Genomic DNA, 24,803 nt, shown 5'->3' with positions numbered 1-24,803 from the left:
CCCCTAATAGTCCTGCACGTTCCGCGTCAGATTACCCATAGGCCGCCAGCTTGCTCCAGCAATCAGCGAAGGATTGCGAAGTCATCGGCTTCAGCAAGGACCATCTTATTGAGAGGTCGCACGCCGTCTTCGGTAAAGAGAACGACGACCTCGATGCGGTACCCTCCAGCCTTCATGGCATGGAGGTCCAACTTCACCGCCAGAGTCATTCCAGGAAGAAGCTGGAAGTCGCTTTCAGAACTCAAGTTCGGCATCTCAACGACATCGACTCCTACGCCATGCCCAACACCACGCAGTCCTTTGACATAGGGTGAGAAGTTGGGTCCATATCCCAAAGGCTCGAGACGCTCGAGCATCAGATCGTGAACCGTTCTGGCAGACGTATGCGGCTTTAACAGCGGGACGATCTCCTTGATGATTCGGTGACCTGCCGTCAGTGCGTCGACTTGCTCAGACGAAGCACCTGGCATCAAGACGGTGATCCCGCCATCGTTGCAATAGTGGCCAACGGCTGGGTTGAAGTCGACCAGAACGAAGTCGCCTCGCTCGATCTTTCGATCGGTTGGGCGCCAGGCCGCGTAGTTCGTATTTAGGCCTGACATGACAACTGTAGCAGATCCGATATCTGCATTGAGGTCGCGAGCGGGTCCCTCGACCAAGCCTGCCACCTGCATTTCGGTCATACCGACCTGGATCTTATTGACGACTTCTTTCAGTACAATGTCGTTGATGTCTGCAGCACGCTCCATGAGCGCTATCTCAGCAGGCGTCTTAATCTGCCGAAGCGCTATCAGGAGACGGTCTACTGACGAGAAAGTCGCCTTTGGAAGCGCCTCCTTGAAGAGTGCGAACAGGTTCATTGGCAGAAGGTTATCGCCGATGAGTCCGACCTTGGCGATGCGGTCTTTCAGCGGACGGAAAATCTCAGGTATAAACTCCACAGCTCGATGGTACGGTCTTACATCCTTACTCCAAATGACATCCTGCGCGGCGTAGAGGTTGAGGCGGCCGAGAAAAACAGTCGGTGGACGGTCCTCAACATAGATCACGACCTGGGGCGATTCCTCGATGACGTTGATCGGTTTGTACCCGGTCAGATAAGTGCCGTGGCCTGAGCGGTATTCGTCTGAAAAAACAATGAGAGCATCCAGCCCTTCTTCACGCATCTTCTGACGCAACAGGTCGTTGCGTGTCTCATATTCCTCACGCGTTATGAACATCAATCAGTCTCCTAAAGCTATATGGATCCAGGGCCGAGCACGACGAGAACATCGCCTAACTGTAATCGATTACAGCAGCCCGTCAAGCCGTCCGGTTTCAGACATAGTCATTTGAATGCAGTTGACGTGCCACTTCTTATGGAAGCGTTTCCGACGTGGCGCCGTTTCACGACAGGCAGTTGGTGAGCACAGGAAAGGTGGGGCGTTTAGAGTCACACGCTGCCGGGAATGTCCGTAAGATACTGAAGTTCGTGAGTTGTTGCGCGATAAGGCGGGTGGCGAGCGGGAGGTAACGGTCGCCAAGCTCAGCCTCGGGATCGGAGCATGTTGTATTGGTCGTGCCTCGTAGCTGCCAAGCTTGAAACACGAAGCAAACCACGTTAGTTCTGCTGCAATGATACCGGGCGGCAGGGCCGTTAGGAAGGTCGATGAGTAAACGATTACAGACAAAGGTCGGTCGAGGAATTACTCTTCTCCAGGTCGCGCGGCGGGCCGAGTGCTCAACCGCGTCTGTCTCCAGGGTTCTGAATGATCCCGAACACGTAACCCCCGATATCCGCGCTCGGGTTGAAGAGGCGATGCGTGACCTTGGTTACATGCCGAACGGAGCGGCGCGGGCCCTCCGCTCGCTGCGATCGCGCATCATGGGAATTGTCATACCTACGCTTAATCATGCCATTTACGCAGGTATGGTTGAAGCGCTCCAGCAACGGTTAGCAGGCAGCGAGTACTCCCTGCTGGTTGCGACCTCAGAGTACGACTTGACTCGAGAAGAGCAGCAGGCTCGCCTCTTGGTTGAGCGCGGTGTTGAAGGACTGGTACTGGTCGGCGATAACCATCGGCCTGAACTGTACCGGCTTCTTGATCGGACGCCTTACGTCAATACCTACGTCTATAAAGCTGATTCCGACCACCCCTGCGTGGGGTTCGACAATCGGCGTGCGACTTTTGAAATTACGGAATTTCTTGTCGGACTTGGGCACTGTAGATTTGGTATGATCTCCGCGGTGACCGCTGGGAATGACCGCGCGTCTGATCGTGTGGCGGGGGTTCGGGCCGCACTGGAAACCTACAACTTGAGTTTGCCGCCGGAAGCTGTGTACGAGCGGCCATACTCGATCCTCAGCGGAAGGGAGGGTGTGCGCTATCTGCGGACTCTAACGCCAAGTCCCACTGCGATCATCTGCGGCAATGATGTATTAGCCATGGGAGCGCTTGCTGAATGCCGGGCTGCCGGTATCAGTGTTCCCGACGAAATCTCGCTGGTTGGATTCGATAATTTGGAATTTGCCGCCCATCTTGACCCTCCACTGACGACAATGGAGGTGCCTGCAGCCGAGATGGGAGCGCGCGCGGCAGACTTTCTCCTCAGCCAAGTCAGCGGCAAATTGGACTTGCACTCGGTTCATCTAGAGCCAAACCTTATTGTCCGGCGTACGACCGGGCGAGCTCCCCTTCCGGACTCTCGCTGAACTAGCAGGTCCATATGAGAGATAACGAAGGAGTGCCTCGCTCCCAGCCTAGAACACCGACGGAAAACAGAAAATCCGCAACTCTCCCTCGAATTGTGAGCGCCTCCCTGAGGGGGAAGAAGACGCGTGATGTGGGGCGAGGCGAAGTTCCCCTCAGGCGTGCTTCCATGGGGCTGGACGTTGTATTCGACTGCAACGTCGTGCGTGCTTGCCGACAGCATCGACATCAAGTCGCAGTTCCAGATCGACGAAACCGCGCCGGCGAGGCGCGAGATAACACAGCGCCAAGTCATTCGGGTACAAATGCCCCCAAGCCATCCACGAGACGACGGAGACTTCCGCCGCGAAACCAAGTTCTCGATATTTGGAACCGACTGAGTCAGTAAGAGCTTCCAGCTAGATATCTATCAGATCGCCCACTCCGCGGAGCAGGAGAGTTGTAGAGCATGGGGCTCGGTATCCTACACGACCGATGTCGACTTCAGACGAGACGTTCGAGGTGCGCTTGTGGACAGCTTGGGCCCGGAACATCACCCTATCCATGCTGGCGCATGCGTATCTAAGCGTCGTGAGACAGCACGCCATCGGGGGAGGGGCCTCCGCAAGGCGCGCCGCGGGGTTGTAGCCCCTCACGGTGCCGGAGGTGCGGCGACTGCTCTGGCATCTCGTGTGGGAGCACCCACCCACAATCGCCGCGTTCGAGCATTGGTCAGCGTGGCACCGGCGACATCAGCAGCGCGCTCGCGAATGTCACTGGCGCAAGCGCACCCAACGCCGACCTAAATTCCGGCTGTAGTACAGCTAACCTGCCTCTGCTGCGATTCCTTATTTTGCAAGAGATCTCCAAAGCTTAGGCTTCATAAAAAATGTTCTTGTAATCTAAGCTCTCACCTGTGGCATGGGAGCTACTCGCAGAATTGGGTCGGGACGCAAGGAATTGAGTTGAGGCGCAGTGCACCTCCGTCTGGGGTTGAGGAAGTCTCATCCCGCTTCATACCGAGCCAGCGAACGACGATCTGAGATCGGCATAAAGTCGACGAAACAAGATTCGACGTGGCTCAAGTGCTTCTGCCAAGGCGGCTTCCGGCTCGATCACGCGCCCAATCGGCGGTGGCGGACAAGCCTCACTCACGCTCGCACCTCCGGCAGCAATCTGGGCGAGGCGCGCGGCTCCTAGAGCGGGCCCTATCTCACCGCCTTGATGATAAACGAGGGGACATCCGAGGGATGCTGCAAGAATCCGACCCCAGAGCTTGGAGCGAGCTCCTCCGCCAATGACCGAAAGCTTTTCGATTGGTCCTCCTTCAGCCTCAAGGGCATGAAGCCCATCGGCGAGTGCGAAAGCGACGCCTTCGAGCACCGCCCGACCGAGATCAGCACGGTTTGATGCGCCATCAAGGCCGAAGATCACGCCGGTAGCAGCCGGGTTGTTGTGAGGCGTCCGCTCTCCGGTCAGGTAGGGGAGAACGACTAGCCGGCTTTGCGGCCGTGCCTGGACACCGGATGTTTCGATCTCGGCGAGGAGTTCGGCCTCGTCGGTTGCACCGACCAAGCGTGTGGCAAATGTCAGAGTGCTCGCTGCGGACAAAATCACCGCCATACGGTGCCACGAACCCGGTATGCAGTGGCAGAACGCATGTACGGCCCGATCCGGATCGGGCTTAACCATATCGTCGGCAACAAAGATGACGCCTGAGGTCCCGAGCGACAGGAAGGCCTTACCTGGGTGCACAACGCCGATGCCCACAGCTCCGGCCGCGTTGTCGCCTCCGCCGCCCGCAATTGGGATCCCTGGCCTAAGGCCGAGGGTGTTCGCAACCTCAACGGTAAGCTGTCCCGAGATCTCGGTCCCTTCAACTAGGCGGGGCATGTGCCGCTCCTCAAGGCCCGTAGCTGCGAGCATGGCGGGCGACCAGCGCCGCCGCTCCACATCGAGCCAGAGTGTCCCGGCCGCGTCTGAGGGCTCGCTCACGGCCTCGCCGGTCAGCCGAAGGCGGATCCAGTCCTTTGGGAGCAGCACACGAGCAGTGCGTGCGAAGATATCCGGTTCATGCTGAGCAACCCAGATGAGCTTTGGCGCCGTGAAGCCTGGCATCGCGAGATTGCCGGTGATTTTGCGGCTGGCAGGTTCGCGCTGCTCGAGTTCGATGCATGCGGCCCCAGCGCGCCCATCGTTCCACAGAATTGCAGGACGCAGCACTCGATCGTTGGCGTCGAGAAGGACGGCACCGTGCATTTGCCCCGATAGCCCCACGCCCGCCACGCGCTCAAGCAGGTGGCGAGATCCAAGCTCAGTGACGGCGCTTATGACCGCATGCCACCAAGCCTCCGGGTCTTGTTCCGACCAAAGGGGATGGGGCCGGGTGAGCGTGAGAGGTGCTGTTGCCTCGTCAATCACTGCACCGCTTTCCGCGATGAGAACCACTTTTACGCCTGAAGTGCCGAGATCAATTCCGAGAAACATTGGCCGCGAACCGTGCTTGACAACCGTCCTCGGATATACACACATAAGACGTCATACGTCTACAAAAACTCTGGGAGGAACCTATGAAGCGACGGGACTTTTTTCAGGCCGCTGCCGGTGCCGGACTTGCCAGCACGGTAATTGCCGCCCCTGCCATCGCACAGTCGGCGCCGGACGTGCATTGGCGCCTGACCTCATCGTACCCAAAGTCGCTCGATACGATTTATGGGGCTGCCGAGACGCTCTCTCGCTATGTCGCCGAGGCCACCGACAACAAGTTCAAGATCCAAGTCTTCGCCGCCGGTGAAATCGTCGGTGCCTTGCAGGTGCTCGACGCCGTTCAAAACGGGACTGTCCAATGCGGTCATACGGTTGGCCAGTTCTACTGGGGCAAAGATCCTGCCTTTGCCCTTGCCACCGGCGGCCCATTTTGCCTGAACTCCCGGATGCACAGTGCCTGGTTGTATTATGGCGGCGGTAACGAGCTGCTCGACAAGCTCTTTGCGCAATCAAACATCACGGCTTTCCCGTGCGGGAACACCGGCGCCCAGATGGGTGGCTGGTTCCGCAAGGAGATCAAGACCGTCCAGGATCTCAATGGCCTGAAGATCCGCATCGCAGGTCTAACAGGCAGCATGCTGCAGAAGCTTGGCGTCGTGCCACAGCAGATAGCTGCTGGTGAGATCTATCCGGCGCTTGAGCGGGGCACAATCGACGCGAGCGAGTGGGTCGGGCCTTACGACGACGAGAAGCTTGGGCTCGTCAAGGTCGCTCCCTATTACTATTATCCTGGTTTCTGGGAGGCTTCGGCCCAACAGCACCTCTTTATCAATCGTGACCAATTTAACAGTCTGCCGCCCGCCTACAAAGGTGTGTTGAAGGCAGCCGCCCAGGCCGTGAACTGCGACATGCAGGCGAAATACGACGCGGTAAACCCAGCCGCGCTCAAGCGCCTCGCCGGGGCAGGGGCACAACTCCGCCCCTTCAGTGTCGAGATCCTGGATGCCTGCTTTGGCGCCGCTCAGGAAGTCTACAGTGAGCTGTCGGCCAAGAACCCGACCTTCAAGACCATTTATGACTCGATGGCTCGCTATCGGGCTGAAGCCTATCTCTGGTTCCAGCTCGCCGAGTACAATTACGACTCGTACATGATGCGCCAGCAGCGCGCCGGGAAGCTTTAAGGACGCTTCCGTGCGGATGCGCGTTGACGAGCGCCATCGATACGGCTTTCTGAAGCTCGAAACCGCACGGGAGAGGAGTCTGCCATCGTGACCAGTTTGGACCTGCGCCGCGTCGACCAAAATCGCAGCATTGTTTCGCAGATCGTCGAACAGTTCAAGGAGAGTCTGATCAACGGTCAGCTTCGGCATGGTGATCAGATTCCTCCGGAGCCCGTCCTCTGCGAGCGCCTTGGGGTCAGCCGAACATCCGTCCGGGAGGCCATCCGCACCCTCGTTGCAGTTGGCCTAGTGGAGATCCGGCGCGGCAACGGGACTTACATCTCTGCGTCCTCACTCGCGGCGCCCGCCGAACTCCTCGGGTTGGCGCTCGCACTTGCGCCGACTCGCACGGAGCATCTGTTCGGCATGAGATTGGCCATCGAGCATGCCTGCGGGCGCTTGGCGATTGAGCACGCTACGGTTGCCGATATCGCCGCGATGGAAGCTCAGACCGATGAATTTGAGGAATTGGTGCGAACGGGACGACCCGCCAGGGAGTTGCGCAATGCCGATCTCGCGTTTCATGGTCTTCTCTTCGACGCCACTCACAACCCTGTCTTTTGTGAGCTCGGCAAGGCACTCATGACAGCTTTCGCGTCAACGATGCAGCAAGCCTTGCATGACCCTGAGGTGGACGCTCGCGCGCCCGGAGATCACCGCGAGATCATCGACGCAATCCGTCAGCGTTCGACGGCCGATTACGACCAGGTTGTCGAGCGAAGCCTGTCAAGATGGCGGCAGTTCCTCGATCCGAAGACCCCCAATCACCCTAAAAAGAAGCCTAAGGAAAAGCCCTTATGAAAACTGCAAACACATCATTCCCGGACACCCTGTTTCTGCCCGACCGGGCAAAGCTGGCGATCAATTGCCTGACAGGTCTCCTCAACCCGACCAAGGACTACCTGCCTTACTGCCTCGTCGACCTGACGGGTCAGCCGCCGAAGATGGCACATACCCAGTTCGATTACAGCGACCACACCGCCCGTGTGATCGATGCGCTCCTGCTTGCCAAGACGATGACCGGCTCCGAGGAAGGCGAGGATGCGCTGGCGAAGCTCAACGAGCTGTTCGACTCGGGCTTTGCTTCCGATGGATTGCACTATACGCCGGAAAACCAATGGAGCTTCCGGCATGCGAACATGCATTATCAGCGCTCGGTCATTAATGCGCTTCTTGCCCTGCGCCTCGCCCGCGGCTCAGAGGCCGCCGGAGAGCGCCTGAACGGCCTCGTTGATGGCTTGCATGAGATCTCGATCAAGCGGGAGGGCTTTGCCTATTTCCCGTCGGTCGAACGACTGCCAGAGGGATGGCCCCGCGGCGACTGGAATATCCTTTCGTGGGGAGTTGATCCTGCCAATACCAACGGCCGCTTGCTTTTCGGGCTGACCCGTACGGCCGAGATCCTGAAGAGCGGCACGGCGCTCGATCTCGCCGGCCTCTACGCCAATCACGTCATGGATCACTCAAGCGCGTTCGGATCGGACGGTAGCTTTGCGACAGGAATGGAGTTCCGTGAGGGCCACTTCCACTCCCGTGCGGTGACCCTGCTGGGCGTCATCCGGTACGGCTATGGCGCCAACAACGCTCGCGCGATTGAGTGGGGGCGGCGGGTCTTCGATAAGGCCCGGACCTATGGAACAACTTTTGGCTGGTTCCCAGAACGTCTGGTGCGCACGCGCGCCCACGGCTGCGAGACCTGCGCCATTGTCGACATGATGGAGTCCGCGATCTGGCTCGCTAAAAGCGGCCATACGGAGTACTGGGAGGTCGCGGAGCGCTATCTTCGCAATCACCTCGTCGAAAGCCAGCTGGTGAACGTCGACGGTCTCGAAGGGGGTAACGGTGAGGACGGGTGGGAGACGACACGCGATGTAGCACGTCGCGCCCTCGGCGGGTTTGCCGGCTGGTCACAGCCAAACGACCTCGTGTCCAAGCGCATGCACTCCTACGATCTCTATATGTGCTGCTGCGCTCAAGGTGTGCGCGGCCTGTTCAACGCCTGGACAAACTCGGTCTTGACCAGGGAGGATCTCATCCGGGTCAACCTCCTGATCAACCATGCTGGCGAAGCAGCAACCGTGAAGAGCTGGCAGCCGCACGCCGGCAAGATCGAGGTGACGGCTCACCAGGCTGGTGAGGTTCGCATTCGGTTGCCGTCCTTCATCGAGGTCCGCGATGTCACGCTGACCGTCGATGGCAGGTCAGTGCCTGTCTCGATGCCTGAGCCGAACTTCGTTTCGGCCGGCCGGGTTGTCGCGGGTGCCGTCGTCGAGATGAATTTCCCACTTGCCCGACGGACAACGCATGAGACGGTCCTCGATACAACGTACGCCGTCGATTGGCGTGGTGACACGGTCGTCGGCATCTCTCCTGGTGGTGGCTCGTTCCCCTTGTACCAACGCTCGGTGCTTGCGCCGGACACGGTGCCGCTGGTCGACAAGTCAGTCCCGCTCATCCTATTCCACCTCTAACGTTGCAAGGACAACCCCATGCCAACTCTAGCGATGATTCATACTGGTCCGGTCGTTATCAAGCCGATCAATGATCTTGTGCGTACGCTGATGCCTGACCTGGCACGCCTGAACCTCATGGATGACGGCATCGTTTCCGCGATAGAGCGCGAAGGCACCGTTACCGACGCAGTGCGCTCGCGCCTGGAACACCTGGGAGCCAGTGCGGTTGCGGCAGGAGCAGACGCTATCCTCGTCACCTGCTCGTCAATCTCGGAGCTCACGGCTGGTGTCGCCCAGTCGAGCGGCTTGCCTGTGTTCAAGATCGACGAAGCAATGGCCGAGGAGGCTGTGCGCATGGGCGAGCGGATTGGCGTTGTCGCCACGCTGCCGACCACCCTTGAGCCGACCTGCCGACAGATCGAAAGCAAAGCTGTCGAGCTTGGGCGCACGATCAATATCGAGCGCCGTCTTTGCCGGGAGGCGTTTGAGCGTTTGTCGACCGGGGACGAGGCTGGTCATGATCAGATCGTGCAACAGGCGGTTGAAGATCTTGCCAAGGATCACGACGTGGTTGTTCTGGCCCAGGTCTCGATGGCGCGCCTTGTGCCGAGCCTCAAAAATCTGCGCGCGCCCGTTCTGTCGAGCCCGGAACTTGGAGTTCGCTGGGTCCGTGATGCTCTTGCCCGTCGCGGACTGACGGAAGCGGCATGATAACAACGGCGGGGCAGATCGGGATCGAATCCGAAATTCACCTATGGACCGGGGTGTCCGTGTAGACACCCATTGCTCTCAGGACGCCTCCGCTTTCGTTGAAGACGAAGCGTTCTGGGATCTATCGCTTCAAGTTCGTTGACAACCTTCCGGTCGAGAAATCGTCCCTGCGAGATCTCGACCGGCTATAGCAACCCTGTTTGTTGGAGGCCTCATGGCTCAACCGATTTCAGTCTCCACGGCCGCTTTTGATGGTTACGACCTGCCGGTGGCTCTCGACGAAATTGCAGGCGCTGGGGGGAAAGCTGTAGAGATTGCTTATATCAAGGGCTATGTCTCGTTCGATGAGACTGCTTTTACTCCGGCTAACGCGGCTGCCGTAGCCCGAGCATTAAGCCAATCTGGTCTTTCTTCCATGGCAGTTTCGGCCCATGTGAATGCAAGTCTGCCAGAGGCAGTCGAGCAGCTGAAGCGCCGCATGGACTTTGCGCGTCGGATCGGCGCCAATATCGTAATTACCAATGCTGGGCCCGCGAGCCTCCGCGATAACCTCAAGCAAAATCTTGACCAACTCATTCCCGAAGCTGCTGCGCAGAACGTAGTGATTGCGTTCGAAAACCCGGGACATGGATCAGGTGATCTCCTTAGCACGGTGGCAGACGCCGCTGACCTCGTGCAGTCAGTCGGATCGCCATGGGTGCGGATCAATTATGACATCGGAAACATTTTTACTTACTCGCGGGAGCAGATACACCCGGAGGACGATTTTGAGGCGGTGCTGGCGTATGTGGCACACCTCCATCTAAAGGATGTTCATTCTACGCCCGAGGGATGGACCTTTACATCCATTGGTGACGGCTCGATAAACTATAAGAAGATCCTGAGGAGACTGTCTCAACTCGGGAGCACCGCTCCAGTCGGTATCGAATTGCCGTTACGGCTAAAACGACCCGGGCGTCAGGATCCGTTCCGCGCTCCTGATCCTCTACCGCTTTCCATGATCCGCGCTGCGGTCATGCGCTCCCTCGACTTCGTCGAGAGCGAGCTTTCAGCTGTGTAGGCGTTTGCCCTTCCAGAGAGCCGTGTTGCACGGATCGGCCGAGGCATGCATGTTACCTATCCTCGCCGGATGTCAGGCAACTCGGACAGATTTCGGGCGCCCAAGCTCAAGCATGCGGTTCAGGGCAGTCACGGCAATGGCAACCTCGGTCGCACGACGCCGGTCCGTCCGCGAGCGCAGCGTATCCGCGATGACTCGTTTGAAGCGGCTGATGGCGGTCTCCATCAGGGCTCGTTGATTATACCCGGACCTCTTCTGCCAGCCCGTACGACCGCATTCGGTGATGCATCGCAGATGCTGATTCCGCTGGGTAGGAGCGGTGCCGGCGATCTTGTCCAGAACAGCAGTTGGTCGCGGTTGCACGATTACCTGGGCTCCTTGCCAGTCCCGATTTGAAACCAATCGAGCAGGCCTTTTCCAAGATCAAAGCGTATCTGCGCAAGGTCGAGGCCCGAACGTTCGACGCGCTTTGGCGAGCGCTCGGTGACATCTGCGATTTGTTTGAGCCACATGAGTGTTGGAACCTCCTCAAGGCCGCCGGATATGCGTCTGTTTAACGGTCCGATGCTCTAGAGCATCGGACCGTTAAGTGGACGCGCCACCGGCGGCTTCGGCATGGCTCCAGGATGGCTGAGATGCAGACCTCATCGGATCCGACTTCTCGTCCGATGCTCTAATCATCCATGCCTCCTGTTGTGAACTCTCCGGCTTCCGTGCCGGGAAGGGTGGCTCCACAATCCAAGCTTCGCAGAGGTTGAACAGGAGCCCGTCAATCGGATGCGGTGTTAGGGCTTTATGAGAATGCCTCCGGCGCGCCGGCCTGACCGCCCGATCAGGCGCCGCGCGCATGACGGTGGACTGACCAAAACCTCGATCGACTGCCGCACTGATGACCGTTCGTTGTCGGGAGACGTGCTACGCGCTGCGCCGATGCGAGTTGCTCCCTCCCGCCAAATCTGCTCGTTTGGCCTCGCTGTAGCCGACCCGCATTTTCATGATGTGTGCCGCAAGGACGGCTTCAGCGCGAAAGAGATCAGACGCTTCAAAGGCCTCGATGATCTCGCGGTGATCATCGAGCGAGCGGCTACGGATCGCCTGCGGATGCAATAGGAGGGAGCGGACAGCACTGATCCGGCCCGAGATCAGGCCATAGGCTTGAACAAGAAATTGATTGCCGCAATTGGAAAGGAATGCGTCGTGGAATGCAGCGTCGGCCTGGGCGGAGGCACGATCGTTGCCATCCTCAACCGCCGCCTCCATGTCGGCCTGCGCCTGCCGCAATTGCTCAAGCGTGCGGTCCCGGCCGCGTGCGTGGGCCAGCCACATCGCACGGGTCTCGGCCATGCCACGGAACTCACATAACTCGGCGACATCGCTCTCGCTCGGGTGAAAGACGAAGCTCCCCCGCTGGGGGAAGATATTGATCAGCCCTTGCAGCTGAAGCGAGGTCAGCGCCTCGCGCACGGGGGTGCGGCTGACCCCGAGGGTGAGGGCAAGCCGGTCTTCTGAGAGTGCCTCCCCAAGCGCGAGTTCTCCGGTGACGATCGCTTCCCGGATCTTCTCTGCCGCGATAACAGCGAGAGAGGGCCTGCGGCTTTGCTCTAGGGGACGCATTGCATCACACTTCGGTTGTATCCTAGTCGCTAAACTATAGCACATTGGAAGCCCCCGTGAATTCTTTTTTGGTTATGTTCAACAGAAATAGGCTAAACTACCATACAATTTAGACCGAGCTCATCTAAGAGATTGGGCAAAAAGCAGCCCAAGATATTGCTCAAGATCTGCCGGAATGGTTATTTTTCATAAGATCTCTCAGATACTGGCACTTGCACCGTGAGGTACTGTATGGCAGTTTAGTTTCAATAACGGCCGCAGCTGAGCCCTAAAACACTGAGGAAACGCATGGCTAAGACCATTGAAGGTCAAACAGCAATTGTGACCGGAGCAGCGCGCGGCATTGGGCTTGGCATCGCTCAACGGCTTGCCGAGGATGGCGCCCGCATCATCCTCTGGGACATCGACTTCTCAACCTTTGACCCTCAAGCGGCCGGTTTCGAGCCTTTGCTCACGCAAGCGGTCGATATATCTGACATGGCGGCTGTGGACCGAGCTTTCGCCGAGGCGGTTGAGAAGGCCGGGTCGATTGAGATCCTGGTGAACAATGCCGGGATCAACGGCCCCGTCGTTCCCGCCTGGGAATATCCCCCAGAGGATTGGAACCGGGTCATGGCGATCAACCTCAACGGGGTGTTTTATGGCTGCCGCGCCGCTATCCCCCACATGCGCCAACAGGGCTATGGACGCGTCGTCAACGTCGCGTCCATGGCCGGCAAGGACGGGGTTCAGTACATCTCGGGCTACTCCGCCGCCAAGGCTGGGGTGATCGCCTTCACCAAAGCTCTTGCCAAAGAGCTTGCCGCTGACGGCGTTCTGGCAAATTGCATCGCTCCTGCTATGGTCGAGACCGAGCTCTTGCGTGAGATGACCGAGGACCACATCACGGCCAGCAAAGCCAAGATCCCGATGGGCCGCTTCCTGCAAATTCCTGAGATTGCCGCCATGGTCGCATGGATCGCGAGCCCGGAATGCAGCTTCACCACAGGGTTCGTGTTCGACCTCAGCGGCGGGCGAGCGACGTATTAGGGGAGGGATCGATGAAGCTGGGAAGGAGGGCCTCATGACCCCGACACGGCTATCGCTGTCGCATCTTTCCGCTCTTGAGGTGCCTCCACCACATCTGGTCTCGCTTGCAGCAGACACCGGCTACTGGGCTGTCGGGCTGCGATTGAATCCGGCTGCTCCCGGAGCCATCAGCTATCCGTTGCGACCCGGGACTGTCGAGATGGCAGAGACCAAACGGCGCATGAAAGACACCGGCGTTGCAGTCTACGATGTCGAATTCATTCCGTTGACGCCGACAATCGATATCTCGAGCTATGCAGATATGTTCGAAGGGGCGGCGGAACTGGGGGCCCAGCGCGTTAATGTCTCTGGCGACGATCCTGAATTCTCACGCCTTGTATTTCACTTCGCCGAGATCTGCGAACTTGCCAGCACATTCGGGCTTGGCGTCGATCTCGAATTCATGCGCTGGCGGCACGTTGGCTCTCTCCCGCAAGCCGCCGAGATCGTGCGCCAGGCTGGAGCCCATAATGGTGGCATCCTGCTGGATGCTCTCCACCTCTTTCGCTCCGGCGGATCGCCGGCTGACGTCCGAGCCCTTAAGTCCGGATTGATCCGCAGTGCTCAACTCTGCGATGCACCGGCAGCTGCGCCCCCGCCCGAAGGGATCATCGAAGAGGCGCGCAATCATCGCCTCTCGCCCGGGGAGGGTGAATTGCCTCTTCGAGAGCTTGTCAGGGGCCTACAGCCGGGCGTTGCTCTCGCGGTCGAAGTTCCAATGCCACCAAGCGCTGGGCTCACACCGCAGGCGCATGTCCAGCGGATCCGCAAGGCAGCCGAAGAGCTGCTGGGATCCGACGTTGGTCATGACCGTATTGGCCAGTCCATGCCGCATTCTGCGGCTTCAACCAAGTGAGGAAACAATCATGAAGCGAAAGACCCTCAAGGCTTTCGGTCTGGGCATAGGACTGCTGCTGGCAACCATCAGCGCGCAAGCCCAGGACGTCAAGGAGCGCACCCTGCGGTTTGGGTTCCAGAACACCGCTGATCACCCTGTTGGCCTTGGCCTTCAACGCTTTGGCGAACTGGTCAAGGAGAAGAGCGGCGGGAAGATCACAATTCGGCTGTTCCCGGGCGGCACCCTCGGCGGCGATCTGCAGACGGTCTCCGCCCTGCAGGGCGGTACCGTCGACATGACGGTGCTGAACACCGGCGTTCTGGCTGGCATCGACAAGAACACGGCCATTCTGGACTTCCCCTATCTCTTCAATAGCGAGAAGGAAGCCGATGCGGTCGTTGACGGACCGGCAGGCAAAAAGCTGCACGAAAAGCTGGCCGAAAAGGGCCTCGTCGGCCTGAGCTACTTTGAGAATGGTTTCCGGCAAACTACCAACAGCCGCCGGCCGATCGCCAAGATGGAGGACTTCCAGGGCCTCAAGCTGCGCGTTCTGCAGCTTCCCCTCTTCATCGACGTCTTCAAGGAGCTCGGATCGAATCCCGTTCCGTTGCCTTTCCCGGAGGTGTATACGGCACTGGAGCAGAAGGTCGTCGATGGGCAGGAAAATCCACCCAACACGATCTACTTCTCAAAGCTTCACGAGGTTCAGAAATACCTGTCGCTCACCAAACATGTCTTCAACCCACAATCCATGCTCCTCAGCAAGAAGACGTGGGACCGCCTGTCCCAGGACGAGAAGAAGCTGATCCAAGACGCTGCCAATGAGGCCGCCGTGTATCAGCGGCAGGTCTCACGTGATCAGACCACCAAGTCGATTGAGCTGATCAAGGCTTCGGGGGTCGCGGTCAACGAGGTTCCGGCTGAGGAGATCGAACGCATCCGGCAGAAGATCAAGCCAATCACCGACAAGTACGCCAAGGACATTGACCCAGAACTCGTACAACAGGTGAACGCTGAGGTCGCGAAGGCGCGCTCCAGAAACTAAAGTGATTTATGGCATCGGCGCTGGTGACCAGCGCCGATGCTCAAACAACCCGATCCGGTCTGCTGACACGCTGAGCCACAGCCCGTTTAGGAATACGGGTGTGTGGAAAGTTTGGCCTCCCTGTTTCGAACGCTTTGCGAAAGCAGTCGAACGAATCTGTCCGTCATTGAATGCCGTCGTCAGAAACCATCTGCCAACGAGCAGGATTGTTCACGGCGGTGACAAAACAACCCCAAGGGAAGGAAGACCTATGTGCCCTCCAGGATGCCTCCATTCGATTTGCCAGCAAGCCACCCGCCGCGGACTGCTCAAGGCCGGGTTCAGTCTGGGTGCCATTGCGGCCGGCGCCTCACAGTTCACCGCAACCCCGGTTGCAGCGGCAACACCCTCTGCGCCGGCAACTCCCAAGTCGTTCACCGACATCATCGATCTAACCCATACCCTGTTTGAGGGCTTTCCCACCTATGATGGAGCCAAGTGGTTCAGCATCGAGCCAGCCCTTACATGGGCAAAAGATAAGCTGAACATCAACCGGTGGACGCTGATGGAGCACACCGGGACCCATTTAGATGCGCCGCTCCACTTCTCTGAGAACGGCATGACGGTTGACCAGATCCCGATCACTGATCTGGTGGTGCCCCTGGTGGTGATCAACATCGCGGCGCGGGCCGCTGACAATCCCGATGCGGCCGTGACGCCCGATGACATCAAGGCGTGGGAGTCCAAGAATGGCGCAATCCCGGAAGGGGCCTGCGTCGCAATGAACTCCGGCTGGCACAAACTGCTCGATTCACCGAAATTCACTGGAGCCGACGGAACGGGGAAGTACCACACTCCGGGCTTCCACGCCGAGACCGCGCAACTCCTGATGAATGAGCGCAGCGTCAAGGGTATAGGCGTGGATACCCTGTCGCTCGACCCCGGGATCAAACTGGGTGAATTCCCCGTGCACTATGCTTGGCTTACCAGCGGTCGCTGGGGCGTGGAGTGCCTCGCCAACCTCGACGCCGTTCCGGAGAAGGGGGCATGGCTTGTCGTGGGCGGCCCTAAGGTGAGGGGTGGCACCGGCGGACCCAGCCGGGTCCTGGCTCTAATCTGAGCTCCGCCAGGTCCATTCTAATGGCGCTATCACCTTAGCTGAGTGCTGACTGGCATGTTGTAGGTAATATTCCCGCGGAGGAAGCTATGAGGGCTTTGACGTTATCTCTATCTGTCTTCACGTTCACCGTGATTGGGTTCGGATCCTGCGTCACCCAGGCCACAGCGGCCGATCTGGCTCCCGTTAAACCCATTAAGTTATGCGCGGATCTCAAGGGGCTTGATCTGTCCCGTAGCGCAGCGGGACCTATCCGCATCCACTCGGCTGATGAAATCAAGGATGGGGCTCGTAGCTTTTGTGTGGTCAAAGGCTATGTGGCTCCCCAGGTCACCTTCGAGGTGCGGATGCCGGCCGATGGTTGGACGCAACGGTATCTTCAGTATGGCTGCGGAGGTTACTGTGGCGAGATCAATCTTGGCGGCTCTCCAAACTTCCGTAGCTCCAAAGGCTGCGCCCCCGTTGAGAACCAGGAAATGGTGGTTGCCTCGTCGGATCTCGGCCACACCAGATCGGGAGCTTTCCGTCCCGATGGAGTCTGGGCCATCGAGAACCCCGGAGCGGTCGTGAATTTCGCTTACGCGGGGAACCAGAAGATGGCCCAGGCCGCAAAAGCTCTGATCCGGGAATATTACGGGCAGGGGCCGAGGTATTCCTACTTCAACGGCTGCTCAGATGGGGGACGCCAGGGATTACAGGAGGCGCAGCGATTTCCGGAGGACTTTGATGGCATCCTTGCCTCCTCGACGACACTCGACGTGGTCTCGACCAACACTTTCTTCCACGCCTGGAACGTCCGGGTGAACAGCCGGCCGGACGGTAGCCCAATCCTGACAGCCTCGAAGATCCCCATCTTGGCCCAAGCGGTGCTGAAAGCATGCGCCGGGTCGAGTGGCCTAATCGAGGACCCACGCGCGTGCACGTTCGACGTCAGCACTGTCGTGTGTCCGGCCAATAGCGACGGCCCGTCTTGCCTCACTGCGGAGCAAGCGTCCGTAGCCACAAAGATCTGGCAGGGGCCAACTGACGAACACGGCAAGCAACTCTTCCCGGGCGGAATGGCGTACGGCTCGGAGCTCAGCTGGCTCGGCTCGATGGTTCCACGGGAAGAAAGCGCCCGCAACACCCTTGCAACTTCGGGGGACTTCCAATGGTCGTGGGATTTCCCCAGCTTCATGAGTGGGCTCGGCGAGATCACGGACATCACGAACCAGAACATGGAGTTCACAAAGACGAGCTTCGACAAGCTGCACAAGCTCCAGGGCCTTTCGACCCGACGAACCCCGACCTCAGTCAATTTGCCAGGCGCGGCGGCAAGCTGATCATGTGGCACGGCTGGGCCGACACGGGCTCATCGCCCCTCGGCAGCTTGAACTATGCCGAGGCCGTGCGGGCCCATATGGGCGAGCAGGCCGCAAAGGAGGTTCTGGCGCTCTATCTTGTCCCAGGAGCCTATCACTGCAGCGGCGGGCCGACCCCTGTGACCGCCGATTACATGTCGCAGCTCATGGCCTGGGTTGAGGACGGCACTTCTCCGCGCGAGGTGAAGGTCAGCTTCGAAGCGGGACCCACTGATGCGACAGTCACAAGGACCATCAGCGTCCAACCGTACTATGCGATGCCTATGAGAACAGGAATCTCCAACCGCACGGACTGGCTAGGGCTGGCGAACTATAAGACTGGGGTCCAGACGTGGTGCGACTGGAAGGGGACTAGCCTCGTCTGCCAAAACCGGTGAGCCCTGCAGTCAAGAACGAATGAGGTGCGCGTTCGCGTCATTGGTGCCCACATCGATGCCGCGCATGGTATCCACCTAAGCTTGGCAGATTCATGTTGATGAAGCTGCGGGGCTTACTTATCAGATCCACATCAGATTGCCCAAAGCATGTGTATCAAACGCATATGATTAATCCTTTGCTGCTTCTGCTATGCAGTAGGCGCAGCCAAACCATGCTGCGTTTCCCCTGGTGCTAAGGAGCAGTGCGACCCATCTTTCCAGTAAGAACGATAACAGGAAGCGCCTGAGGTTACGTTCTCACTTCGAAAGACGGATCTATGGCCACTATCAACACCCGTATCGACTACTTCCCTAAAGATCAGAAGGCTTCCCACGCAGACTCGCTGCTTGGGCTGTTTTGGCTTTCGGCCATCAAAATGCTGAAGGTAATCAACAAAGCCGATGAAACTCGGCGCACGCTCCGCCGGCAACGCTACGCCTCACTTCTCGGGTAAATCCCGGTCAAGTTTGTAGAATCCAGACGATCCAACTTGTCCGTTGATCCCTAAAGACCAGGACCTGCCAGCTGGTTGGCTGGCAGCGGCTGCAATTCAGCCACCTTATACCCATCCATGGAAGTCCTGACTTCAGGGGCGGGCTGGCAGCGAGGTACACCGCTGATCCTACGGATCAGAACTTCGTCACCTGGGTATTACTTCCTGAGCTAGCAAATAACCGTAATGATCACGGTATTGCGCCATTTGGCTTGCATCTGGGGCGAACCTCCTCGACCAGCTCCTTCGCGGCAGGTCTGGTGGGCACGACATCCTCATGGTTGTAAGGCGGGATTTGCACAAGGCCTGGTTCAGTCCAAGACTGGCTGTTGTGTCAGAGCGATCGAACTGACTTGCGAGCGTCTGCCGCTACGAGACGATGGTATTAACATTTCCAGTATCCTAAAGCACATGCCTGCCAGCATTCCGGTTGCCCTGGAAGTTCCGATGGAGCAGCTCAGCCCGAAGAGGTCGCACGACGGGTCCGCAAGAACGCCGCCAGAGACATGGGGAAACCAACTGGAGTTTACTAATGCCACAATGATTGGTCCGAGCTAAAAAGGCAGATATCACTCTTGCCCAGGCGTCGGCTTCAGCAAACAATACCAGCTCCCCGCCTCGTTGCGTGATTGATGGTTTCGAATGCTGACTCTGCGCCAGATTGAGGTCATCCGGGCCATCATGGTCACTGGCACCGTCGCCGGCGCCGCCAGACTTCTCAATGTGTCCGCTCCCGGTCTCAGCCGACTCATGAAGCATACCGAGACCTCACTTGGGGTCCGGCTGTTCGACCGCCGCAATGGGCGCTTTGTTCCAACCGCCCAAGCCAATGGTATCTTCGAGCAGGTCAACACCATTTTCACGAAGGTCGAGGACCTTCGTGGCGCTATCAGCCGTCTCGAGACTGGGGCCTCGCAGGAATTGCGGATCGGATCGGTCCCAAGCATTGCCAACGTCATGGTCCCCCGTGCGATCGAGACGGTTCGGCGCCACCATCCAGATCTGGTTATCGACATCAATACCCTGAAGATTGAAGAGGCAATTGACTATCTGCTCCTTGGCAAGGGCGAGGTCGTGGCTATCAGCTCGCGGTTTGATCACCCGAGCCTGACCTTCGAGCCCCTAGCATCAGGGGAGTTGTTCTGCATCGTTCCTGAAGGACACCCGCTGGATGGATTTGACGTGATTTCGGCAGAGGAGATTGTGCGGCACCCGCTGATTGGGATCGACCCCAATGACCCCTACGGCCGGATCATGTCCAACATCTTCCGCGAGCGAGGCCTCCCGTACGAGATCACGATCCGCGCCCGGTTCGGGACCACCGTCTGTGCCCTGGTCAAGGCTGGCCTGGGGATTGCAATTATTGACCAGTTCACAGTCGCCCACGGTGCCGTACCCGGATTGAAGCTGCTCCGGATCCGAGAGCCGACCCGATTTGACACCTATGTGGCGAGCAAAGCCGGAACCATGCTCTCGTCCTTTGCGGAAACCTTTGTCAAAGCTTTACGCACGGAAATGAAAGCGGCTGTCCTGAACCCAGAGCCCCTCCGTGGGGAAGCAGCCGTGAAGCGAATCTCTTCTTAGATCTCCTCAGAGGTGCACCCGTAACATCATGTTACGGTTGGCGCAAATATTGGTATTTTGCTCCCACAGCGAACTGGTGTTCACTCTTCGCTGCTAGGAACACATTGTCCCACGACGCCCGCATGAGAGCGTCGGCGCCAATGGTTCGAAGGCAACTGTCTAGCTAGGCATCCTTCCATTAAGCGCTCGGTCGAATGCTCTGAAGGAACGATTCAGGCAGTCGGGTTCGGGCACTACGGCCATAACTTCGACAGTGCATAGAGGGCACTCTGATCATGATAATGAGCCAGCTCAGCGATCGAACCACGTCAGAGCAGGCAGGCCCAACCGAAATGGCGGCCGCTGCGCTCTCGTCCCTCACTCGCTCTGTCCTATGCGGTCTGATTGGCCAAGGCATTCAGGGCTCCCTGACCCCCGTCCTCCACGAGGTGGAAGGGGCTGCCCAGCGGATCCCCTATGTCTACCGACTGATCGACCTGGAGCAGATTGGGCGCGGGGTGCAGGATCTGCCGGATATCCTCACGGCAGCCGAGTCCCTTGGCTTCAATGGACTCAACATCACCCACCCCTGTAAGCAGGCTGTTATACCGCTCCTGACCGAGTTGTCGGAGACAGCCCGAGCCCTTGGTGCGGTCAACACAGTTCTGTTCAAAGACGGCAAGCGGATGGGCCACAACACCGACTGGAACGGGTTTGCCGAGCCTTTCCGTCGTAAGATGGCCGACGTGAAGCGCAATCGTGTGGTCCAACTCGGAGCAGGCGGCGCCGCGGCCGCCGTCGGGCATGCAGCGCTCACGCTCGGCGTCGCGGAGCTCACGCTCTTCGATCTTGATCAAGCCCGGGCCGAACAGCTCGCGGCCAAGCTGTCTGCTCACTTTGGGGCCGGGCGCGCCAAGGCAGGACAGGATCTCGCGACGGCTGTGCAGTCTGCCGACGGGCTCATCAACACCACCCCTGTCGGCATGACGTCACATCCGGGCATGCCGCTTCCGGCGGATCTGCTGCGTCCTGATCTCTGGGTGGCCGACATCATCTATTTTCCGCTCGAAACGGAGCTTCTCAAGCGCGCAAAGGCACTCGGCGCCCGCACCCTCGGTGGAGGCGGCATGGCCGTGTTCCAAGCCGTCGAGGCCTTCCGGCTGTTCACCGGCATCGAGCCCGACAGCGATCGAATGCGGGCTCATTTCGCAGCGCTCCGGCCTGGCTAATCGAAGAAACAAAAGGAGGCTCTACGAAACAGCAACAGGCGACGAATACACCAATCTTGTGCCGCCGACCGGCCCTGCAGAACAGACAATGATTAGGGAGAAGCCCCATGCGGAAACACATCACCCACCTACTAGCGACCGTTCTCGTGCCTGGCGCCATGCTGCTTGCTGGCGTGGCTGAGACCTCGGCGCAGGTCGAGACACGGACCCTGCGATTTACGGCAGCGAGCAATAAGGGACACCCCCAAGTTCTGGGGGTCGAGAAGTTCGCCGAACTCGTCAAGGATAAGAGCGGCGGCAAGATCACCGTCAGGGCTTTCCCCGGTGGATCGCTTGGACCGGATCTGCAGGTCGTCTCGGCCATGCAGGGCGGCACCATCGACCTGAATGTGATGAATGCCAGCCTGCTTGCTGGCAACGTGAAGGAGATGGCAGTCCTCGACTTCCCCTACCTGTTCAACAGCTCCGAAGAAGCCGACGCGGTCATCGATGGACCAATCGGCAAGAAGCTGATCGATAAGCTCCCAGCCAAGGGCCTTGTCGGGCTGGCCTACTGGAACCTCGGCTTCCGCGAGATTCACACGAGAAACAAGCCCGTCGCCAAGGCAGATGATTTGCGTGGGCTGAAGATGCGCGTGATCCCGACACCAATTTACGTGGACTTCATGAACGCCACCGGAGCCAATGCGGTGCCGATGCCGTTCACCGAGACCTATACAGCCCTGGAACAGGGCTCGATTGATGGGATGACGAACCCGCTGCTGAACATTCCGGACGGCAAGTACAACGAGGTGTCGAAGCACCTGACCCTGACGAACCATATGTACACGCCACAGATCGTCATTGTCAGCAAGAAGACATGGGACAAGCTCTCCGAGGATGAGCGCAAGATCCTGCAGCAGGCGGCTGTCGAGACCGCAACCTATCAGCGCAAGATCGCCCGCGAGGAGGCGACCAAGGTGCTCGATCAACTGAAGAAGGCCGGCATGACAATCCACGAGCTCCCGCCGGAGGAGATCGCCAAGCTGCGCGAGAAAGCCAAGCCGGTGATCGACAAGTACAAGAACGATCTCGGAGAGGAGTTCGTCGCGGAGCTCTATGCCGAAGTCGAGAAGGTACGGGCCAAGAAGTAATTGGCGGCGGCTTGTGCGAAGCTCAGGCCGCCTCTCAGCCTAACTGAGGATGTTGGAACATGAACAGGCGAACTGTCTTGCTCGGAGCGGCGATCGCAATGGGTCTGGCGACCGCCGCTTCGGCAGAGGTCGTTACCGTCCAAAGCGTGCGGGAGAACACCCTCGCCACTCTGCAGCCGGACGTTACTTACACCGATATTGCGAACGGCTTTGCGCGCAGTCACCTGAAGATGGACTTGCTGCGACCGGTGAGCACAACACCAACACCAGCCATCGTGTTCGTCTCCGGTAACGGATGGCGCAGTGTGGATAAGGCAGCCCTCATCCCGCAACTCGCGCCCTTTGCGAAGGCTGGCTATCTGGTCGCGGCGATCGAGTACCGCATCATCGGAGAGGCGACCTTCCCTGAGCCGCTCAAGGACGTGAAGACTGCCATCCGGTTCCTGCGCGCCAATGCGACCCGCTATAACATCAACCCCGATCGCATCGGGATCTGGGGGAACTCCGCGGGCGGGCAACTCGCAGCGATGGCGGCGGTGACGGGAGACATGCCCGAGTTTGGAAACGACAAATGGCCTGGTCATTCCAGCGCTGTCCAAGCTGTCGCAACATGGTATGGTGCATTCGACCTGTCCACGACTACCGGGCAAGCGCCAGACAGCTATCTCTATGTCGAGAACGCGCATATGGGCTTCAACGTGCGTGATCCCGCGAATGCAGAGAGGGTCCGTAAGGCAAACCCGCAGACCTACATTTCACCCACCACGCCACCGTTCATGCTCGTCCACGGCACCGATGATCCGCAGGTTCCGTTCCGCCAAAGTGAGGTGATGCATGATGCTCTACGAGGCGCCAATATCGAGGCAACGCTGATCAGGGTCCAAGGCGCGGGTCACAGTTTCGGACAAGTCAGCAGTAATCCCGAGGTGATGTCGGCCATGAAGGCATTTTTCGACAAGCTGCTGAAAGGGCAATAGGCCGCTGATGGTACCTTGTCCCATTAAGGACGAAGGTGGCATGCTCATCCTAACAGCGAGAAGCTGCGGGACGTTTTCCAAGCAGATAGGCGCTATCCCCTTCACGGGAACCAAACCTGACCCAGAACGAATGAGACGACACTTTCAATCGATGTAGCGCGTCCACGCCAACAACAACAACAGGGACGCCGGCCAGAGGAAACGCCAATGAACATGCTCATAGAAGGCTATTTCAAACTGCTGAAGGTCCTGATCGCCCTCTTCCTGGCCATCATGGTCGTTCTTGTTTTCGGCAACGTTGTTCTGCGCTACGGCTTCAATTCCGGCATCACCGTTTCCGAGGAAGTGTCGCGCTGGCTCTTCGTCTGGCTCACCTTCCTTGGCGCCATCATCGCTCTACGCGAGCACGGGCATCTGGGCGTCGACATGCTCGTCAGGCGTCTGCCCAACCTTGGCAAGCGCGCCTGCCTAATCGTCAGCCAGCTCCTCATGCTCTACGCCACATGGCTCCTCCTGGAAGGGAGTTGGCAGCAGACCTTGATCAACTGGGACGTGGCCGCCCCTGCGTCCGGATTGTCCACCGGCTGGTTCTACGGCGTCGGAATCGTGTTCGGGATCTCATCAGGCCTAATCTTACTGGCCGATCTCTACCGCGCCGTCACCGGCAAGCTGTCCGAGGAGGAACTCGTCATGGTCAAGGAATCCGAGGAGCAGGAGGAGTTGGAGGCGCTACAGCATGAGCTGGCCGAGCGCGATCGGCGTGAAGCCCAGCTTGCGGGCGTGACCACCACCCAGAGGGACGTCCGGCCATGACCATCCTTATCTTCGTCGGCGCTCTCCTTGGCACTATGGCCATCGGCATGCCGATTGCCTACGCGCTGCTGATCAGCGGCATCGCCCTGATGATCTATATGGATATGTTCGACGCCCAAATCGTGGCCCAGAACATCATAAACGGCGCCGACAGCTTTCCACTGCTGGCCGTGCCGTTTTTCATGCTGGCCGGCGAGATCATGAACACCGGCGGCCTGTCCAAACGCATCGTGAATGTCGCGCTCGCGCTCGTCGGGCACGTCAAAGGCGGACTCGGCTATGTGGCAATCCTGGCTGCGTGCATCCTGTCCGCCTTGTCCGGCTCGGCAGTCGCCGATGCAGCAGCCCTTTCGGCTCTTCTCGTTCCGATGATGGTGCAGGCTGGGCATAACAAGGCGCTCTCCGGCGGGCTGATTGCCGCTTCCGGAGTGATTGGACCGGTGATTCCGCCCAGCATCGGCTTCGTGATCTTCGGCGTTGTGGGAGGCGTGTCGATCACCAAGCTGTTCCTGGCGGGACTGGTACCCGGCATCTTGATCGGCCTCGGCCTGGCGTT

The 24,803-nt window shown here is 58.9% G+C and carries 24 protein-coding genes and 1 pseudogene; 21 read left to right on the top strand and 4 right to left on the bottom strand.

Annotated features, from left to right (window positions below):
- Positions 1 to 62: 62 nt before the first annotated feature.
- Positions 63 to 1,220 carry a M24 family metallopeptidase gene (locus DRB19_RS24190; protein ID WP_114188581.1) on the bottom strand — a complete coding sequence of 386 codons (1,158 nt, stop codon included), beginning with the start codon at positions 1,218 to 1,220 and terminating at the stop codon, positions 63 to 65.
- A gap of 428 nt (positions 1,221 to 1,648) precedes the next feature.
- Here DRB19_RS24190 and DRB19_RS24185 point away from each other — a divergent pair, with 428 nt between their 5' ends.
- Positions 1,649 to 2,692, top strand: coding sequence for a LacI family DNA-binding transcriptional regulator (locus DRB19_RS24185; RefSeq protein ID WP_114188580.1), 1,044 nt, complete (start codon positions 1,649 to 1,651; stop codon positions 2,690 to 2,692).
- A gap of 129 nt (positions 2,693 to 2,821) precedes the next feature.
- Positions 2,822 to 3,070: a hypothetical protein gene (locus DRB19_RS24180; protein WP_114188579.1), complete on the top strand. Its 249-nt coding sequence runs from the start codon at positions 2,822 to 2,824 to the stop codon at positions 3,068 to 3,070.
- Between the two features lie 613 nt (positions 3,071 to 3,683).
- Here the strand turns inward: DRB19_RS24180 and xylB are convergent.
- Positions 3,684 to 5,156 carry a xylulokinase gene (gene xylB, locus DRB19_RS24175; protein ID WP_114188578.1) on the bottom strand — a complete coding sequence of 491 codons (1,473 nt, stop codon included), beginning with the start codon at positions 5,154 to 5,156 and terminating at the stop codon, positions 3,684 to 3,686.
- An 83-nt stretch (positions 5,157 to 5,239) separates the two neighbouring features.
- Between xylB and DRB19_RS24170 the strand changes: the two genes are divergently transcribed.
- From DRB19_RS24170 to DRB19_RS24150, 5 genes are all read left to right on the top strand, one after another.
- Complete coding sequence (locus DRB19_RS24170; protein ID WP_114188577.1) at positions 5,240 to 6,337, top strand: TRAP transporter substrate-binding protein; 1,098 nt, start codon at positions 5,240 to 5,242, stop codon at positions 6,335 to 6,337.
- 87 nt (positions 6,338 to 6,424) lie between these two features.
- Positions 6,425 to 7,177, top strand: a complete 753-nt coding sequence (locus DRB19_RS24165) for a FadR/GntR family transcriptional regulator (protein WP_114188576.1) — start codon at positions 6,425 to 6,427, stop codon at positions 7,175 to 7,177.
- Positions 7,174 to 8,847 (top strand): beta-L-arabinofuranosidase domain-containing protein, encoded by a 1,674-nt coding sequence (locus DRB19_RS24160; protein WP_114188575.1) that lies wholly within the window; start codon positions 7,174 to 7,176, stop codon positions 8,845 to 8,847. The genes DRB19_RS24165 and DRB19_RS24160 overlap by 4 nt, the downstream gene beginning before the upstream one ends.
- An 18-nt stretch (positions 8,848 to 8,865) precedes the next feature.
- Positions 8,866 to 9,540, top strand: a complete 675-nt coding sequence (locus DRB19_RS24155) for an aspartate/glutamate racemase family protein (protein ID WP_147022142.1) — start codon at positions 8,866 to 8,868, stop codon at positions 9,538 to 9,540.
- A gap of 214 nt (positions 9,541 to 9,754) precedes the next feature.
- Complete coding sequence (locus DRB19_RS24150; protein WP_114188573.1) at positions 9,755 to 10,600, top strand: sugar phosphate isomerase/epimerase family protein; 846 nt, start codon at positions 9,755 to 9,757, stop codon at positions 10,598 to 10,600.
- 72 nt (positions 10,601 to 10,672) lie between these two features.
- Here DRB19_RS24150 and DRB19_RS30825 read toward each other — a convergent pair whose 3' ends face one another.
- Positions 10,673 to 10,825, bottom strand: coding sequence for a hypothetical protein (locus DRB19_RS30825; RefSeq protein ID WP_174799993.1), 153 nt, complete (start codon positions 10,823 to 10,825; stop codon positions 10,673 to 10,675).
- Between the two features lie 158 nt (positions 10,826 to 10,983).
- Here DRB19_RS30825 and DRB19_RS31285 point away from each other — a divergent pair.
- A pseudogene (locus DRB19_RS31285) lies at positions 10,984 to 11,157 on the top strand (IS630 family transposase); the annotation flags it as partial.
- A 358-nt stretch (positions 11,158 to 11,515) separates the two neighbouring features.
- On the opposite strand, the gene DRB19_RS24135 reads toward DRB19_RS31285, so the two are convergent.
- Positions 11,516 to 12,214 (bottom strand): GntR family transcriptional regulator, encoded by a 699-nt coding sequence (locus DRB19_RS24135; RefSeq protein WP_162815836.1) that lies wholly within the window; start codon positions 12,212 to 12,214, stop codon positions 11,516 to 11,518.
- Positions 12,215 to 12,502: 288 nt separating this feature from the next.
- Here DRB19_RS24135 and DRB19_RS24130 point away from each other — a divergent pair, with 288 nt between their 5' ends.
- From DRB19_RS24130 to DRB19_RS24075, 13 genes are all read left to right on the top strand, one after another.
- On the top strand, positions 12,503 to 13,243 hold the full coding sequence (locus DRB19_RS24130; protein WP_114188571.1) for an SDR family NAD(P)-dependent oxidoreductase: 741 nt from the start codon (positions 12,503 to 12,505) through the stop codon (positions 13,241 to 13,243).
- A 34-nt stretch (positions 13,244 to 13,277) separates the two neighbouring features.
- Positions 13,278 to 14,138, top strand: coding sequence for a sugar phosphate isomerase/epimerase family protein (locus DRB19_RS24125; RefSeq protein ID WP_114188570.1), 861 nt, complete (start codon positions 13,278 to 13,280; stop codon positions 14,136 to 14,138).
- Between the two features lie 10 nt (positions 14,139 to 14,148).
- Entirely contained in the window at positions 14,149 to 15,165 is a 1,017-nt protein-coding gene (locus DRB19_RS24120; RefSeq protein ID WP_114188569.1) for a TRAP transporter substrate-binding protein, read from the top strand.
- A 250-nt stretch (positions 15,166 to 15,415) separates the two neighbouring features.
- Positions 15,416 to 16,264, top strand: coding sequence for a cyclase family protein (locus DRB19_RS24115; RefSeq protein WP_114188568.1), 849 nt, complete (start codon positions 15,416 to 15,418; stop codon positions 16,262 to 16,264).
- Between the two features lie 86 nt (positions 16,265 to 16,350).
- On the top strand, positions 16,351 to 17,583 hold the full coding sequence (locus DRB19_RS24110; protein ID WP_114188567.1) for a tannase/feruloyl esterase family alpha/beta hydrolase: 1,233 nt from the start codon (positions 16,351 to 16,353) through the stop codon (positions 17,581 to 17,583).
- Between the two features lie 2 nt (positions 17,584 to 17,585).
- On the top strand, positions 17,586 to 17,999 hold the full coding sequence (locus DRB19_RS31960; protein ID WP_170148944.1) for a tannase/feruloyl esterase family alpha/beta hydrolase: 414 nt from the start codon (positions 17,586 to 17,588) through the stop codon (positions 17,997 to 17,999).
- A 317-nt stretch (positions 18,000 to 18,316) separates the two neighbouring features.
- Positions 18,317 to 18,493, top strand: a complete 177-nt coding sequence (locus DRB19_RS30210) for a hypothetical protein (RefSeq protein ID WP_162815835.1) — start codon at positions 18,317 to 18,319, stop codon at positions 18,491 to 18,493.
- 681 nt (positions 18,494 to 19,174) lie between these two features.
- Entirely contained in the window at positions 19,175 to 20,116 is a 942-nt protein-coding gene (locus DRB19_RS24100; RefSeq protein ID WP_114188565.1) for a LysR family transcriptional regulator, read from the top strand.
- A gap of 332 nt (positions 20,117 to 20,448) precedes the next feature.
- On the top strand, positions 20,449 to 21,324 hold the full coding sequence (locus tag DRB19_RS24095) for a shikimate dehydrogenase (protein WP_114188585.1): 876 nt from the start codon (positions 20,449 to 20,451) through the stop codon (positions 21,322 to 21,324).
- A 107-nt stretch (positions 21,325 to 21,431) separates the two neighbouring features.
- Positions 21,432 to 22,457, top strand: a complete 1,026-nt coding sequence (locus DRB19_RS24090) for a TRAP transporter substrate-binding protein (protein ID WP_114188564.1) — start codon at positions 21,432 to 21,434, stop codon at positions 22,455 to 22,457.
- A gap of 98 nt (positions 22,458 to 22,555) precedes the next feature.
- Entirely contained in the window at positions 22,556 to 23,434 is an 879-nt protein-coding gene (locus DRB19_RS24085) for an alpha/beta hydrolase (protein ID WP_162815834.1), read from the top strand.
- Between the two features lie 207 nt (positions 23,435 to 23,641).
- Positions 23,642 to 24,247 (top strand): TRAP transporter small permease, encoded by a 606-nt coding sequence (locus tag DRB19_RS24080; RefSeq protein WP_114188562.1) that lies wholly within the window; start codon positions 23,642 to 23,644, stop codon positions 24,245 to 24,247.
- Positions 24,244 to 24,803 (top strand): TRAP transporter large permease subunit (locus DRB19_RS24075; protein ID WP_162815833.1); only part of this gene is annotated, 560 nt, incomplete at its 3' end. The genes DRB19_RS24080 and DRB19_RS24075, both read left to right, overlap by 4 nt.

The sequence above is a fragment of the Microvirga aerophila genome, assembly GCF_003332305.1.
GTDB lineage: Bacteria > Pseudomonadota > Alphaproteobacteria > Rhizobiales > Beijerinckiaceae > Microvirga > Microvirga aerophila.
The sequence above is the reverse complement of the archived record's forward strand: the minus strand, read 5'-3'. Positions and strand labels throughout refer to the sequence as shown.